At 70.8% G+C, this 15,146-nt stretch carries 12 protein-coding genes; 5 read left to right on the top strand and 7 right to left on the bottom strand.

Features of this window, described 5'->3' with window-relative positions:
• Positions 1-4: 4 nt before the first annotated feature.
• Entirely contained in the window at positions 5-823 is an 819-nt protein-coding gene (locus tag M4V62_RS11635) for a PaaX family transcriptional regulator (protein ID WP_249587182.1), read from the bottom strand.
• A 4-nt stretch (positions 824-827) separates the two neighbouring features.
• Positions 828-2,468: an AMP-binding protein gene (locus tag M4V62_RS11630; protein WP_283779079.1), complete on the bottom strand. Its 1,641-nt coding sequence runs from the start codon at positions 2,466-2,468 to the stop codon at positions 828-830.
• Positions 2,469-2,571: 103 nt separating this feature from the next.
• Between M4V62_RS11630 and M4V62_RS11625 the strand changes: the two genes are divergently transcribed.
• From M4V62_RS11625 to M4V62_RS11615, 3 genes are read left to right on the top strand one after another with little or no spacing between them, the layout of a single operon-like run.
• Positions 2,572-3,834 (top strand): acyl-CoA dehydrogenase family protein, encoded by a 1,263-nt coding sequence (locus M4V62_RS11625; RefSeq protein ID WP_249587181.1) that lies wholly within the window; start codon positions 2,572-2,574, stop codon positions 3,832-3,834.
• The gene (locus M4V62_RS11620; protein ID WP_249587180.1) at positions 3,831-4,229 is read left to right on the top strand and encodes a RidA family protein; all 399 of its coding nucleotides are present in this window, start codon (positions 3,831-3,833) and stop codon (positions 4,227-4,229) included. Before M4V62_RS11625 ends, M4V62_RS11620 begins: the two co-directional genes overlap by 4 nt.
• A gap of 45 nt (positions 4,230-4,274) precedes the next feature.
• On the top strand, positions 4,275-5,111 hold the full coding sequence (locus M4V62_RS11615; protein ID WP_249587179.1) for an alpha/beta fold hydrolase: 837 nt from the start codon (positions 4,275-4,277) through the stop codon (positions 5,109-5,111).
• 21 nt (positions 5,112-5,132) lie between these two features.
• Here M4V62_RS11615 and M4V62_RS11610 read toward each other — a convergent pair whose 3' ends face one another.
• The 3 genes from M4V62_RS11610 to M4V62_RS11600 all read right to left on the bottom strand — a co-directional run bounded on the left by M4V62_RS11610 (position 5,133) and on the right by M4V62_RS11600 (position 10,114).
• A complete protein-coding gene (locus M4V62_RS11610; protein ID WP_249587178.1) occupies positions 5,133-6,476 on the bottom strand; it encodes an FG-GAP repeat domain-containing protein in 1,344 nt (447 codons plus the stop codon).
• A gap of 94 nt (positions 6,477-6,570) precedes the next feature.
• Positions 6,571-8,100: a helix-turn-helix domain-containing protein gene (locus M4V62_RS11605; RefSeq protein WP_249587177.1), complete on the bottom strand. Its 1,530-nt coding sequence runs from the start codon at positions 8,098-8,100 to the stop codon at positions 6,571-6,573.
• Between the two features lie 121 nt (positions 8,101-8,221).
• Positions 8,222-10,114, bottom strand: coding sequence for an amidohydrolase (locus M4V62_RS11600; RefSeq protein ID WP_249587176.1), 1,893 nt, complete (start codon positions 10,112-10,114; stop codon positions 8,222-8,224).
• A 156-nt stretch (positions 10,115-10,270) separates the two neighbouring features.
• Here M4V62_RS11600 and M4V62_RS11595 point away from each other — a divergent pair, with 156 nt between their 5' ends.
• Positions 10,271-11,293 carry a LacI family DNA-binding transcriptional regulator gene (locus tag M4V62_RS11595; RefSeq protein ID WP_249587175.1) on the top strand — a complete coding sequence of 341 codons (1,023 nt, stop codon included), beginning with the start codon at positions 10,271-10,273 and terminating at the stop codon, positions 11,291-11,293.
• A gap of 149 nt (positions 11,294-11,442) precedes the next feature.
• A complete protein-coding gene (gene acnA / locus M4V62_RS11590; protein WP_283779078.1) occupies positions 11,443-14,157 on the top strand; it encodes an aconitate hydratase AcnA in 2,715 nt (904 codons plus the stop codon).
• Positions 14,158-14,278: 121 nt separating this feature from the next.
• Here acnA and M4V62_RS11585 read toward each other — a convergent pair whose 3' ends face one another.
• Positions 14,279-14,659 (bottom strand): VOC family protein, encoded by a 381-nt coding sequence (locus M4V62_RS11585; protein WP_249587173.1) that lies wholly within the window; start codon positions 14,657-14,659, stop codon positions 14,279-14,281.
• A gap of 102 nt (positions 14,660-14,761) precedes the next feature.
• The gene (locus M4V62_RS11580; protein WP_249587172.1) at positions 14,762-15,115 is read right to left on the bottom strand and encodes a hypothetical protein; all 354 of its coding nucleotides are present in this window, start codon (positions 15,113-15,115) and stop codon (positions 14,762-14,764) included.
• Positions 15,116-15,146 lie beyond the last annotated feature (31 nt).

Genomic DNA, 15,146 nt, shown 5'->3' with positions numbered 1-15,146 from the left:
CGCTCTAGGAGTCGCCCGGCGTCACGAAGCGCGCCCCCGCGTCGCGCAGCCGCCCGTCGAGCGCCGCGAACACCTCGGCCGACCTGTCCCCGGGCCACCCGTCCGGGAGGAGTTCCCCGGGCAGCCCCGGATCCGCGTACGGCAGCCGGCGCCAGGAGTCCAGGGCCAGGAGATAGTCGCGGTACGCCTCTTCCGGCGGGGTGTCCGTCCGGGCCTGCCAGGCCCTGAGTACCGGCTCGTGCCGGTCCAGGAACGCCTCGTGCTCCTTGGCGATCGAGGAGAGGTCCCACCAGCGGGCCACCGCGTCGGCCGTCGCCGCGAAGCCCAGGTGCTCGCCCCGGAACAGGTCGACGTACGAGGCGAGTTGGAGGCGCTCCAGGGTGTGCCGGGTCTCTTCGTAGAGGTGCGCCGGGGCGATCCACACCCCGGGAGCGGCCGTTCCGAAGCCGAGTCCGGCCAGGCGGGAGCGGAGCACGTGCCGCTTCTGGCGTTCGGACTCCGGCACGGAGAAGACGGCGAGCACCCAGCCGCCGTCCTGGCGCGCGGACGGGGGCGACGCGTAGATGCGCCGGTCGCCGTCCTCCAGGAGCTGCCGCGCGTCCGGCGACAGCGCGTACCCCGCCGCGCCCGCCGCCGTCCGCCCCGGGACGAGCAGCTCGCGCCGCTTGAGCCGGGAGACGGACGAGCGCACGGAGGGGGCGTCCACGCCGACCGGGGCGAGGAGCCTGACAAGATCGGCCACCGGCACCGGGCCGGGGGCCGCGCGCCCATAGGCGCCGTAGAAAGTGACGATCAGGGACCGTGGAGTGTGCTGCTCGGACACGTGATCACTCTACGGGGCCCGGCTCCCGCAGCCGGAACCGTTGCAGCTTGCCTGTCGCGGTGCGCGGCAGCGCGTCCAGGAAGACGATCTCGCGCGGGCACTTGTACGGCACCAGCTCGCCCTTCATGAACTCGCGCAGCCGGTCCGGGTCCCGCTCCGTGCCGGGGCGCGGGACGACATACGCGACGACCGTCTGCCCGCGCAGCTCGTCGGGGCGCCCCACCACGGCCGTCTCCAGGACGTCGGGGTGGCGCAGGAGCGCCTCCTCGACCTCCGGGCCCGCGATGTTGTACCCGGCCGAGATGATCATGTCGTCCGCGCGGGCCACGTAGGTGAAGTAGCCGTCGGCATCCCGGACATAGGTGTCGCCGGTGACGTTCCAGCCGTGGCGTACGTACTGAAGCTGGCGGTCGTCGCCCAGATAGCGGCAGCCGACCGGACCGCGCACGGCGAGCAGGCCCGGCTCCCCGTCCGGCACCGGGGCCCCCGAGTCGTCGACCACGCGCGCGTGCCAGCCGGGGACGGGGCGGCCCGTCGTGCCGGGCCGGATCGCCTCGTCCGCCGCGGAGATGAAGATGTGCAGGAGCTCGGTCGCGCCGATGCCGTTGATGATGCGAAGAGCGGTGCGCTCGTGCCAGGCCTGCCAGGTGGCGGCGGGCAGGTTCTCGCCCGCGGAGACGCACCGCCGCAGCGTGGAGACGTCGGGCGCGCCCGGCTCGCGCAGTTCGTCGAGCATGACGCGATAGGCGGTCGGCGCCGTGAAGAGCACCGTCACTCCGTGCTCGGCGATCGCGGGCAACAGCTGCTTGGGGCCCGCCTGTTCGAGCAGGAGCGACGAGGCGCCGAACCGCAGCGGGAAGATGACGAGCCCGCCGAGCCCGAAGGTGAAGCCGAGCGGAGGGCTGCCCGCGAAGACGTCGTCGGGCCCCGGCTTCAGGACGTGGCGCGCGAAGGTGTCGGCGATGGCGAGCACATCGCTGTGGAAGTGCATGCAGCCCTTGGGGCGCCCGGTGGTGCCGGACGTGAAGGCGATGAGGGCCACGTCGTCCGCGGCGGTGTCGACGGCCTCGTACACATCCGGCTGACGGGCGGCGCGGGCCAGCAGGTCGTCGTCCCCGTCCCCGCCGAAGGTGGTGACGGCGAGCCCCGGAATCCCGGCCTTGACCAGGTCGTCCACCACGCGGGCGTCGCACAGCGCGTGACGGACCTCCGCGATCTCGCACATGGTGGCCAGCTCGTGCGAGCGCTGTTGGGCCAGGACGGTGACCGCGACCGCGCCCGCCTTCATCACCGCGAGCCAGCAGGCCGCGAGCCAGGGCGTGGTCGGGCCGCGCAGCAGGACGCGCTGGCCGGGCAGGACGTCGAGTTCGCCGGTCAGGACGTGCGCGATCCGGTCGACGTGCCGCTGGAGCTCGCCGTACGTCCACACGTCGCCGGAGCCCGCACGGAAGGCGGGCCTGTCGGCGCCGAGCCGCTCCACCGTCCGGTCGAGGAGCTCGGCGCCGCAGTTGAGGCGGTCGGCGTAGTGCAGTTCGGGCCGGTCGCGGACCAGCGCCGGCCACTGCTCCGGCGGCGGGAGATGCTCCCGGGCGAAGGTGTCGACGTGAGCTGACGGGTGGAGTCGCAGTGCACTCTTGGCGTCCACAGCGGGTCGCCCCCTTGCCGTTCGGGCTTGTGGTGAGCTCGCACAACGAGCGTATCGTGATGGTGACGACAGTCAACGGTGCGCGATAGAGGAGGGGCCCGGCATGACGGCATTCTCGCTCAATCCGGAACAAACCGCCTGGTGTGCGGAGCTACGCACCCTCGCCGGCGAGCGGCTGCGCCCGCTGGCGGAGAAGGGCGAGCCGGGCCGGGTGAACCGCCCACTGGTGGAGGCGCTGGGTGAACTGGGCCTCCTTGACCGCCTGTTCGCGGGGGAGGGGGAGGGCGCATCCGGCCCGCCCTCCGCCTCGCGGGCCCCGCACGCCACATCGGGCGCCCTCGGCCTCTGCCTCCTGCGCGAGTCCCTCGCCTACGCCTGCACGGAGGCCGAGACCGCGCTGGCCCTCCAGGGGCTCGGGGCGCACCCCGTCGCCGCGTTCGGCTCCACGCGCCAGCGCGAGCAGTGGCTGGCCCCCGCCCGCGCGGGGCACGCCGTCGCCGCCTTCGCCCTCTCCGAGCCCGGCGCGGGCTCGGACGCCGCCGCCCTGGCCCTGAACGCCGCACCGGACGGCCCCTCCTCCTGGCGGCTCACCGGCGAGAAGTGCTGGATCTCGAACGCCCCCGAGGCCGACTTCTACACCGTCTTCGCCCGGACGACCCCCGGCGCGGGCGCCCGCGGCGTCACCGCCTTCCTCGTCCCCGCCGACCGCGCGGGCCTCACCGGCACCCCCCTGGACATGCTCTCCCCGCACCCGATCGGCGCCCTCGCCTTCGACGGCGTGACCGTCACGGGCGACGACGTGCTCGGCGAGGTCGACCGCGGCTTCCGCGTCGCCATGACCACCCTCAACCGCTTCCGGCCCAGCGTCGGCGCCTTCGCGGTCGGCATGGCGGCCGCGGCGCTCGACGCGACGCTCGCGCACACCGCCGAACGGGACGCGTTCGGCGGCAAGTTGAAGGATCTGCAGGCCGTGGCCCACCAGGTCGCGGAGATGGCCACGCGCACCGAGGCGGCCCGCCTCATGGTGCACGCGGCAGCGGCGGCGTACGACCGCGGCGAACCGGACATCGCCCGGCGCGCCGCCATGGCCAAGCTGCTGGCCACGGAGACGGCGCAGTACGTCGTGGACGCCGCGGTCCAGCTGCACGGCGCGCGCGCCCTTCAGCGCGGACACCTGCTGGAACATCTCTACCGCGAGGTGCGGGCGCCCCGCATCTACGAAGGCGCGAGCGAGGTCCAACGCACCATCATCGCCAAGGAGTTGTACGCCGAACAGTCGGCGCCGCCGTCCGCCCCGCGGTCCACCTCCGCCCCGCGGTCCACCTCCGCCCCGCAGTCCGCCACCCGTGAGGAGCCCTCCGTATGAGCCTCGAACGCGTCAACCCCGTCGAACTCTCCCCGCCCACCGGCTTCTCGCACGCCGTCACCGCGACCGGCGGCCGTCTCGTCTTCCTCGCGGGCCAGACCGCGCTCGACGCCGAAGGAAAGGTCAACGGCACCACTCTGCCCGAGCAGTTCGAACTGGCACTGACCAATCTCCTCACCGCCCTGCGCCACGCGGGCGGCACCCCCGCCGACCTCGCGCGCGTCACCGTCTACGCCACGGACGTCGCCGACTACCGCACCCAGGCGCACCAACTCGGCAGGATCTGGAAGAAGTTGGCGGGGCGCGACTACCCCGCCATGGCGGTGATCGGCGCGGTCCGCCTCTGGGACGAGGAGTGCCTCGTGGAGCTGGACGGGGTGGCGGTACTCGACTGAGCCGCATAGCGTCGGGGCGAGGATCACCGATGGAACGGGGCGGGCATGGCGCAGGTCGAACTCACCGTGGGACCCATCGAGTACGAGGACTCCGGAGGCACCGGCACCCCGCTCGTCCTCCTGCACGGCCTCGTCCAGGACGGCAGCGTATGGCGTCATGTCGTCGAGGAGCTGGGCGAGGAGTTCCGCTGCCTGGTGCCGACTCTCCCGTACGGCAGCCATCGCGTGCCGCTGAAACCGGGCGCGGAGCTGACGCCGCCGGTCATGGCCCGGCTGATCGGCGAGTTCGCCGACGCGCTGGAGCTCGGCGACGACGCGGTCTTCGTCGAGAACGACGCCGGACGGCTCCAGCAACTGGCGGCCGAGCGCCCCGACCGCGTCGGCCGGATGGTCATCGCGGGCTGCGAGGCCTTCGACAACTACCCGCCGCGCGCGGGCGGCAAGATGATGGACGCCGCCGCACGCGTCCCCGGCGGCATCGCGCTCCTGGTCCGCATCCTCTCCGTACGCGCCCTGCGCCGCGTCCCGGGCACGGGGTTCGCGGTCATGGCGCACCGCCCGGTCCCGCACGACCTGATCGACCGCTGGCTCGAACCCCTGCTCACCGAACCCGGCGCCCGCGCGGTCCTGGTCCGCTATCTGCGCTCCGCGCGCAAGGCGGAGATGGCCGAAGCGGCGGAGGGCCTGCGCACGTACGACAGGCCCGCCCTCGTCGTCTGGGGCAGGCAGGACAAGATGATGCCCCCGGAACACGGCCGCAGACTCGCCGAGTTGCTCCCCAAGAGCCGCCTGGTGGAACTGGACGACTGCCGCACTTTGATCCCGCTGGACCGCCCGGACGGCCTGGCGGCGGCGATCCGGGAGTTCGTGGCGAGCACCTGAGCGGCAGAGCGCCCCGGCGCCTCAGCCCCGCCCCGCGAACGACGTCGTGGCGAACGCCGTCTTGTCCCGTGACGACGTGCCGTCCGCGAGCCACCAGTGCGTGGGGTTCTCGCCGTACAGGCCGAAGATCGTGCCCGCGCCCCAGTTCAGGATCAGCTCCTCCTTGCCGTCGGCGTCGAAGTCGGTGGCGGCGTACGGGCGCGCGTGGCGCCATGGGGCCGGGGTCTTCTTGCCCTTCGCGCGGGCGGGCCCCTCCCGAAGGACCTTCGTCCGCTTCTCGCCCTCGATCAGGAGCGCGCCCTCGTTCGTCGAGACGACGAGGGCGTCCTTGCCGTCGCCGTCCGGGTCCGCGGACGTGTAACCGCCGGGCCCGTAGTCGGAGTTGCGGCTCTCCGGGATCTTGTACGTGACCGGGGCACCGCCCTTGCCGGGGTAGACCGCGAGCGAGGAGACCGTCTCCGGATCCTCCTCCGTGTCCGGTTCGTCGTTGCGGCTGCCGTTGTCGCCGATGGCCAGATCCCGGGCGCCGTCACCGTCGTAGTCGCCGAACGCCACAGCGTTGCCCTCGCGCAGCTCGACGGAGGTGCGGGAGAGGCCGCTTCCGTCGCGCGCCGGATGATAGAGGATCCCGTCCGTCTGCTCGCCGTCGTCGCCCTCGTGGACGAGGAGACCGGTCGCGCGCGGCTTTCCCGACGGGACGATGTCGTCGGCGGCCAGCCAGCTGCCACCGCCCGGCCGGGTGTCGGTGCGGGCCGGAGCCCCCGAGCGGGCGAAGGGACCGTACAGCAGGACCACGGACCCGTCCTGCCGGAGCGCCGCGATGTCGTGGTGCCCGTCCCCGTCGAAGTCGCCCCGCACCGGCCCGGACAGACCCTCGCCCGGCACCTGGATCCGGGTTGCCTCCGCACCGGCCTTCGGTCCACCCGGGCTTCCCCAGTCCACGGTCGGCGACTCCTGCTCCATGGAGCCTTCGGTGGTGACGAAGTCGGGATAGCCGTCGCCGTCCAGGTCGGCGGTGGTGACGGTGCCGGGCGCGTAGTCGTACACGGCGTGCGTCGAGGGATCGAGCCCCTTGGCGGAGCCGAAGACGACGCCGGTCGCGCCGTCTCCGTTCTCGCTGCGCGGGGCCAAGGGCAGGAGCAGATCGCGGTGTCCGTCGCCGTTGATGTCGTCCGGGTCCTTGGAGCCCTTTCCGCCGGAGGGCACCGGACGGGACGCGGTCGGGGTCGACACGGGGTTGCCGCCCCCCTTGGACGCCGACTTCCCGGTGTCGCCCTTCTCGCCGCACCCCGCCGCGAGCAGGGCCAGCGAGGCACAGAACACGACGAGGGCGCGTGTGCCGGGGACGGGGGTGCGATCTGTCATGCACCCACCCCAACACCGCGCCCTCGTACACCTCCAGGGACGACCGGTGATCGTTGCCCAGTCGTAGCGGGAGAGCCGCGCAGCGGGACCTGCCCTAGATGTCCCGGAACGTCTCGATCTGCGCACCCACGGAGTTGAGGCGCTCGGCCAGCTCCTCGTACCCGCGATTGATCACGTACACATTGCGCAGGACGGACGTGCCCTCGGCGGCCATCATCGCGAGCAGCACGACCACGGCAGGCCGCAGCGCGGGCGGGCACATCATCTCGGCGGCGCGCCAGCGGGTCGGGCCCTCCACCAACACCCGGTGCGGGTCGAGGAGTTGGAGCCGCCCGCCGAGGCGGTTCAGATCCGTCAGGTAGATCGCGCGGTTGTCGTAGACCCAGTCGTGGATCAGCGTTTTGCCCTGCGCCGCCGCCGCGATGGCCGCGAAGAAGGGGACGTTGTCGATGTTCAGGCCGGGGAACGGCATCGGGTGGATCTTGTCGATCGGCGCCTCCAGCTTGGAGGGCCGGACGGTGAGGTCGATCAGGCGCGTACGGCCGTTGTCCGCGAAGTACTCCGGCGTGCGGTCGTGGTCGAGTCCCATCTCCTCCAGGACCGCGAGCTCGATCTCCAGGAACTCGATCGGGACGCGCTTGACCGTCAGCTCGGACTCCGTGACGACCGCCGCGGCGAGCAGGCTCATCGCCTCGACCGGGTCCTCGGAGGGGGAGTAGTCCACGTCGACGTCGATGGTCGGGACGCCGTGCACGGTGAGGGTGGTCGTGCCGATGCCCTCGACCTTCACGCCGAGCGCCTCCAGGAAGAAGCACAGGTCCTGGACCATGTAGTTCGACGAGGCGTTGCGGATGACGGTCGTGCAGTCGCTGCGCGCCGCGGCGAGCAGGGCGTTCTCGGTCACGGTGTCGCCGCGCTCGGTCAGCACGATCGGGCGGTCCGGTACGACGTCGCGCGCGACCTCGGCGTGATAGAGCCCCTCGGTCGCGGCGATGTCGAGCCCGAAGCGGCGCAGCGCGATCATGTGCGGCTCGATCGTGCGGGTGCCGAGGTCGCAACCGCCCGCGTACGGCAGCTTGAAGCGGTCCATGCGGTGAAGGAGCGGACCCAGGAACATGATGATCGAGCGGGTCCGGATGGCGGCCTCCGCGTCGATCGCCTCCATGTCGAGCTTGGCGGGCGGCACGATCTCCAGGTCGACCCCGTCGTTGATCCAACGGGTGCGGACGCCGATGGAGCCGAGCACTTCGAGGAGGCGGTAGACCTCCTCGATGCGCGCCACGCGGCGCAGCACCGTGCGTCCCTTGTTGAGCAGGGAGGCGCAGAGCAGCGCCACGCAGGCGTTCTTGCTCGTCTTGACGTCGATGGAGCCGGAGAGCCGGCGATTGCCGACCACTCGCAGATGCATGGGACCCGCGTACCCGAGCGAGACGATTTCACTGTCGAGAGCCTCGCCAATACGGGCGATCATCTCAAGGCTGATGTTCTGGTTGCCGCGCTCGATGCGGTTCACGGCGCTCTGACTTGTGCTGAGCGCCTCGGCAAGCTGCGACTGCGTCCAGCCCCTGTGCTGACGGGCGTCGCGGATGAGCTTGCCGATACGTACGAGGTAATCGTCTGCCATGTTCCGCAGGTTATCTCAGATATGAGATGACGCACGAGTCGGGGTAGGCCATACGTGAAACGTCCGATTCAGTACGGAAGTTCCCGTACGTCGTTTCCGTACGCCACTTGCCCGTACCGGGTCAGCCGCATCCGCACGAGGCGTGCCGCCCACCGTGCACCGCGGCCTGCGCCGTGGGCCGGGGCCCGGCCGCCGCGCGCGTCACCCGGGCGGCTGCCGCGCGCCCGGCCGACGACTCGGCGTCATGCACCACTGTGCCTCCGGTCAACGTCAGACGCACTTCGGCAGAGCTGATATCGGCCACCGGACACCGCGTCACATCGCGGTCGAGCAGCACCAGATCGGCCGACTTGCCCCGTTCGACGGTTCCGGTGAGATGGTCCATACGGAGTTGACGCGCCGTGCCGAGGGTGTGCATGAGCAGGGCGGACGAACGGCTGAGCCCTTCCTGCTCGCGGTACAGGTCACCTTCCGCCTCTTCTCCCTCGGCTCCGAACCGGTCGACGGCGGTACGCACCTGGTTCCACACCTGGAGCGGATCGACGGGCCAGTCCGAGCCACCGGAGAGCCGCGCCCCGTGCCGCTGAAGGCTGCGCGCCGGGTACTGCCAACGGTGGCGCCCGGCACCGATGTAGGGCAGCAGGGCGTCCATGGTCCAGGTGTTGCGGGTGGCCCACTGGAGCTGCATGCAGGGGATGACGCCGAGCTGCGCGAAGCGGGGGAGGTCGGCGGGGTCGACGAGTTGGAGGTGGGCGGTGGTGTTGCGCAGGCCGCGCGCTCCGGTGGTGCGCAGGGCGTACGCGTACCCGTCGAGGGAGGTGCGGACCGCGCGGTCGCCGATGGCGTGCGCGTGCATCTGCCAGCCGTCCTTGTTGAAGGCGGCCGTGAGCCTGCCGTAGTCCGCGGCGGACACGTACAGCTCGCCGCGGTGGTCGGTCGGCTTCCCGTCCTCGTCCAGATAGGGCTTGAGCAGCGCGGCGGTCTGGGCGGGGTACTCGATGACCCCGTCGAGGAAGACCTTCACCGTGCCGAACCGGAGCCCGCGCACGCCGCCGAACGTGTCACGCAGTCCGCGCGCGAAGGCGAGGGCCGCGGAGGGGTCCTTGGTCTTGTCGGTGTCGATGCGCAGGGCGGGCACGATGCGCTGCGGCAGCTTCCCGCTCTCGGAGAGCGCCTTGTAGAGGGCCAACTCGCCCTTGCCGACGACGGCTTCCATGAAGGTCGTGATCCCCGACGCGGCGGCCTCGGCGAGGGTCTTCGCGGCGGCGGCGACGAGCTGCTCCTGGTCGGGCTCGGGGATGTGCCGGGTGACGAGCGGCTGGGCGTCGTCCTTGAGCACGCCGGTCGGCTTGCCGTCCGAGCCCTTGACGATCTTGCCGCCGACCGGGTCGGGCGTCGAGGCGGTGATGCCCGCGATGTCGAGGGCGCGCTGATTGACCCAGATGTTGTGCCCGTCGCCGCCGCGCAGGGCGATGGGGCGTCGGGTCGGCAGGGTGTCGAGCATGGAGTGGTGCGGGGCGGTCCCGTGCGGCAGCAGCCCCACGGGGTTCCAGTCCTCCACGACCAGCCACCCGTCGGGCTCCTGATCGGCGGAGTCCTTCAGAAATCCCGTCAGGGTCTTCTGTAGCTCGGCGACGGTCTGTTCGGCACCGGCGAGGGACGGCTTCAGCGAGCGGCTCGCGGCGTCCATCGGGTGGGCGTGCCCGTCGTGGATCCCGCTCATGAGGGTCCCGCCACGCGCGTCGACGACTTCGGTGTCGCGCCCGATGAACCGCTTGAGCGCGCCGTCGCTCCCGACGGCGAGAATCCGCCCGTCCCGCCCCACGGCGACGGCTTCCGCACGGGCGTGCCCCCGAGTACCGGTGAAGACACGGGCGTTGTGCACGACGAGGGAGGCGGAGCGGCGGGGCGAGGCGGTGGCGCTGGGCGCACCCACGGCGGTGAGCAGCCCGGCCGCCCCGGCGGAGGCGAGCAGTCCGCGCCGGGAGAGGGGAGTGAGGTGCGGGGAAGGCATGAGGGACTCCTGAGGACAGCCCGGCCCCGGACGTACGCGATGTGTCGCGGGGTAAACGGGTGGGTGGGCGGGAAAGATCCGCCGCGAAGCGGCGGCACAAAGACTCGCCGCGTAACCCGTTAACCAGAACCCACCCGCCACGACGGAATCCGTACGATGTCCCCCGTGCCAAGGCCAACCCTCGCCGACATAGCCCGCGCAGCGGAGGTATCGACCGCGACGGTCTCCCACGCCCTGAACGGCACGGGCCGCGTGGGCAAGTCCACCCGCCGCCGGGTACGCGAGGCAGCCACCGCCCTGGGCTACGGCGCACCCCAAGCCCCGCGCACGCGGATACTCGGGGTAGCCGTCACCACGTACCCCCGAGCCTGGGACTACACGGAAGTCGCCTACTTCTCCCGGGCCATCACCGCCGCCACCGCCACGGCCCACGCCCGCGGCTACGCCCTCACCATCCTCCCCGCGGACCGCGTGACGGAGGACACCTGGCACAGCATCGCCGTGGACGGAATGCTCGTCATGGACAGCCCGCGGGGCGACCCCATGGTCCGCGCCCTGCGCGCCCGCGGCATCCCGCTCGTCTTCGACGGCGTCCCCGGCGACGTACGCCCCGGGGACCACTGGGTGGACAACGACCACGTGGCGACCACCCGCGAGGTCCTCGACCACCTCACGGCATCCGGCGCGACCCGCATCGCGCTCCAGTCAGGCGACGGCGACGAGCACTACGCGCGCGTAGTGACCGAGACGTACATCGCCTGGTGCGCCGAGCACGCGGTGTCCCCGCTGGTGGTCCCCTTCATTGCGTACGACGATGAAGGTCACGCCTTCGACGAGGTGCTCGGAGGGGAGGTGCCCGGAGGGAAGGTGCACGGACGGATCGACGCCGTCCACGCCGTCTACGACCCCGGCGGCCGTCAGCTCCTCGCCGCGGCGGCCCGGCACGGCCTGCGTGTCCCGGACGATCTGCTGCTCGTCTGTGCGAGCGAGGATCCGGGGTACGCGGAGACCGAGCCGCCCGTCACCACGGTGACGCTCGACCCGGAGCGCACGGCCCGCACGGCGGTGGCGCTCCTGGTCGACCTGATCGAAAAAGGGCAGCCCGATACGCCCCGTCCGGTCATGGTCCCGGCGGGCGTGAGGCAGCGCACCTCGTCGCGACGCCGGGTGATGTACTAGAGTTATCTCGACATCGAGATATCTGCCGAGGCGCACCAGTAGCCGCCACCCGGTAAGGGTTACCTAACTAAGCCTTACCTTAGCGGATCGACGAGGAGTCGTGGCGGCAGGATGTGACGGAAACGCGCACATATATGAAGGAGACTGTCGTGTCGGCGAACAGCTTCGACGCCCGCAGCACGCTGCGCGTGGGCGACGAGTCGTACGAGATCTTCAAGCTGGACAAGGTCGAGGGCTCCGCGCGCCTCCCTTACAGCTTGAAGGTGCTGCTGGAGAACCTGCTCCGCACCGAGGACGGCGCGAACATCACCGCCGACCACATCCGTGCGATCGGTGGCTGGGACTCCCAGGCCCAGCCCTCGCAGGAGATCCAGTTCACGCCGGCCCGCGTGATCATGCAGGACTTCACCGGCGTGCCCTGCGTCGTCGACCTCGCCACCATGCGTGAGGCCGTCAAGGAGCTCGGCGGCGACGCGGACAAGGTCAACCCGCTCTCCCCGGCCGAGCTGGTCATCGACCACTCCGTCATCGCCGACAAGTTCGGCACGGCGGACGCCTTCGGCCAGAACGTGGAGCTGGAGTACGGCCGCAACAAGGAGCGCTACCAGTTCCTGCGCTGGGGCCAGACCGCCTTCGACGACTTCAAGGTCGTCCCCCCGGGCACCGGCATCGTCCACCAGGTGAACATCGAGAAGCTGGCCCGTACGGTCATGACCCGTAACGGTCAGGCCTACCCCGACACCCTGGTCGGCACCGACTCGCACACCACGATGGTCAACGGCCTCGGTGTGCTCGGCTGGGGCGTCGGCGGCATCGAGGCCGAGGCCGCGATGCTCGGCCAGCCGGTCTCCATGCTCATCCCGCGCGTCGTCGGCTTCAAGCTGACCGGTGAGCTGCCCGCCGGCACCACCGCGACGGACCTCGTCCTCACGATCACCGAGATGCTGCGCAAGCACGGCGTCGTCGGCAAGTTCGTCGAGTTCTACGGCGAGGGTGTGGCGGCCACGAGCCTCGCCAACCGCGCCACCATCGGCAACATGTCGCCGGAGTTCGGCTCGACCGCCGCGATCTTCCCGATCGACGACGAGACGCTGAAGTACCTCCGTCTGACCGGCCGTGACGCGCAGCAGGTCGCGCTCGTCGAGGCGTACGCCAAGGAGCAGGGCCTCTGGCTCGACCCGGCCGCCGAGCCCGACTTCTCCGAGAAGCTGGAGCTCGACCTCTCCACGGTCGTCCCCTCCATCGCCGGTCCCAAGCGCCCGCAGGACCGCATCGTCCTCGCCAACGCCTCGCAGCAGTTCGCGCTCGACGTGCGCAACTACGTCGAGGACGACGACGAGGCGGGCAAGGAGTCCTTCCCGGCCTCCGACGCCCCGGCCTCCTCGAACGGCGTTCCCTCGCGTCCGACCACCGTCACGGCCCCCGACGGCTCGACGTACGAGATCGACCACGGCGCCGTCACCGTCGCCGCGATCACCTCCTGCACCAACACCTCGAACCCGTACGTGATGGTCGCCGCCGCGCTCGTCGCGAAGAAGGCCGTGGAGAAGGGCCTGACCCGCAAGCCGTGGGTCAAGACCACCCTCGCCCCGGGTTCCAAGGTCGTCACCGACTACTTCGACAAGGCGGGGCTCACCCCCTACCTCGACAAGGTCGGCTTCAACCTCGTCGGCTACGGCTGCACCACCTGCATCGGCAACTCGGGCCCGCTGCCCGAGGAGGTCTCCAAGGCGGTCAACGAGCACGACCTGGCCGTGACGTCCGTCCTCTCCGGCAACCGGAACTTCGAGGGCCGCATCAACCCCGACGTCAAGATGAACTACCTGGCGTCCCCGCCGCTGGTCGTCGCGTACGCCCTCGCGGGTTCGATGAAGGTGGACATCACCAAGGACGCGCTCGGTGTCGACCAGGAAGGCAAGCCCGTCTTCCTCGCGGACATCTGGCCGACCGAGGCCGAGGTGAACGACGTCGTCGCCAACTCCATCGGCGAGGACATGTTCAACAAGTCCTACCAGGACGTCTTCGCGGGCGACGCCCAGTGGCAGGCGCTCTCGATCCCGACCGGCAACACCTTCGAGTGGGACCCGCAGTCGACCTACGTCCGTAAGCCCCCTTACTTCGAGGGCATGACGATGGAGACCACCCCGGTCTCCGACATCACGGGCGCCCGCGTCCTGGCCAAGCTGGGCGACTCGGTCACCACCGACCACATCTCACCGGCCGGTGCGATCAAGGCCGACACCCCGGCCGGCAAGTACCTCACGGAGCACGGCGTCGAGCGTCGCGACTTCAACTCCTACGGCTCGCGCCGAGGCAACCACGAGGTCATGATCCGCGGCACGTTCGCCAACATCCGCCTGCGCAACCAGCTCGCGCCGGGCACCGAGGGCGGCTTCACGCGCGACTTCACCCAGGCTGACGGCCCGGTGTCGTTCATCTACGACGCCTCGCGCAACTACATCGAGCAGGGCACCCCGCTCGTCATCCTGGGCGGCAAGGAGTACGGCTCCGGCTCGTCCCGCGACTGGGCCGCCAAGGGCACCGCGCTGCTCGGCGTCAAGGCCGTCATCACCGAGTCGTACGAGCGCATCCACCGCTCGAACCTCATCGGCATGGGCGTCCTGCCGCTCCAGTTCCCCGAGGGCCAGTCCGCCGACTCCCTCGGCCTGACCGGCGAGGAGACCTTCTCCTTCACCGGTGTCACGGAGCTGAACGAGGGCCGTACGCCGCGGACCGTGAAGGTCACCACCGACACCGGTGTGGAGTTCGACGCGGTCGTCCGCATCGACACCCCGGGTGAGGCGGACTACTACCGCAACGGCGGCATCATGCAGTACGTGCTGCGTTCGCTGATCCGCAAGTAGGCCTCAGCAGCCAGCAGTTGAGGGCCGCACCCCCGTTTTGGCGGGGGTGCGGCCCTCGTGCTTTGTCCGCGGCCTCGTGGGGGCTTGTCGCGCAGTTCCCCGCGCCCCTTAAGGGGCGCTTCTAGCCGCCGTACGGCACCGTGATCAGTTCCATGGCGTGGTCCGCCGGGTCCAGGAAGTAGACCCCTCGGCCGCCGTCATTGGTGTTGAACTCGCCCGGCAGCTTCTGATGCGGGTCCGCCCAGTGCTCGATGCCGCGTTCTGAGATCTTCGCGTACGCCGCTTCGAACTCCTCCTCGGAGACGAGGAAGGCGTAGTGCTGCGGGGTGATCTTGTCCGCGGGGACGGTGGCGAAGTCCAGGGTGACGGAGTTGCTCAGTTGCACCGCGATGAACGGGCCCCACTCCGAGGCGATTTCGAGCCCCAGAAGATCCGAGAAGAACTCGGCGGACTCCCGGTTGTCCCGGGCGTGGATGATCGTGTGGTTCAGCTCGACTGACAAGGAATGCCTCCAGAAGGCATCTCCTGACACCTCCATGCCTCACCCAGCCGGTGACCGACACGCGATGTCGCCGTCGATCTTAGGCACGGCGACATCGCGCTGTCACCCTTCTTCCCAGCCGACACTGCCGACACCCGTGCCGGCGATGCAGCGGGCACTCGACACGTCGGACGCGCCCGGCTTCAGCGTCTTCCAGTCCCCGGCGGTGTCCGGCCATTCCCCGCAGACCACCGTGACACGGAAGGCCGTCACGACACCGGTGTTGTTGGTGCAGTGCGCGTGACCCCAGTAGCCGTCGGTGTCCGTGGTGCAGTTGAGGACATTGGCCGCCGCGGCCGGCGCCTGCTGTGCCGCCGCCGCGCCCGGCGCGACGGCGAACACCGGCAGCACGGCGGCCGCCACCGCCGCGAGCTTGAGGGCGAGCCCGGTGAGGCGGCGAGGCTTGTTGTTGTTCATGGGTGGGTCTCCTTCGGGATTTCCGTGGCGG

The sequence above is a fragment of the Streptomyces durmitorensis genome (assembly GCF_023498005.1).
In the GTDB taxonomy this organism is placed as follows: domain Bacteria; phylum Actinomycetota; class Actinomycetes; order Streptomycetales; family Streptomycetaceae; genus Streptomyces; species Streptomyces durmitorensis.
The sequence above is the reverse complement of the archived record's forward strand: the minus strand, read 5'-3'. Positions and strand labels throughout refer to the sequence as shown.

Excerpts from the sequence above, each read along its gene's own strand:
- M4V62_RS11620 (WP_249587180.1), top strand. The coding sequence starts at position 3,831 with ATGAGCCTCGAACGCGTCAACCCCGTCGAACTCTCCCCGCCCACCGGC.
- M4V62_RS11625 (WP_249587181.1), top strand. The coding sequence starts at position 2,572 with ATGACGGCATTCTCGCTCAATCCGGAACAAACCGCCTGGTGTGCGGAG.
- M4V62_RS11610 (WP_249587178.1), bottom strand. The coding sequence starts at position 6,476 with ATGACAGATCGCACCCCCGTCCCCGGCACACGCGCCCTCGTCGTGTTC.
- M4V62_RS11580 (WP_249587172.1), bottom strand. The coding sequence starts at position 15,115 with ATGAACAACAACAAGCCTCGCCGCCTCACCGGGCTCGCCCTCAAGCTC.
- M4V62_RS11605 (WP_249587177.1), bottom strand. The coding sequence starts at position 8,100 with ATGGCAGACGATTACCTCGTACGTATCGGCAAGCTCATCCGCGACGCC.
- M4V62_RS11600 (WP_249587176.1), bottom strand. The coding sequence starts at position 10,114 with ATGCCTTCCCCGCACCTCACTCCCCTCTCCCGGCGCGGACTGCTCGCC.
- M4V62_RS11595 (WP_249587175.1), top strand. The coding sequence starts at position 10,271 with ATGTCCCCCGTGCCAAGGCCAACCCTCGCCGACATAGCCCGCGCAGCG.
- M4V62_RS11615 (WP_249587179.1), top strand. The coding sequence starts at position 4,275 with ATGGCGCAGGTCGAACTCACCGTGGGACCCATCGAGTACGAGGACTCC.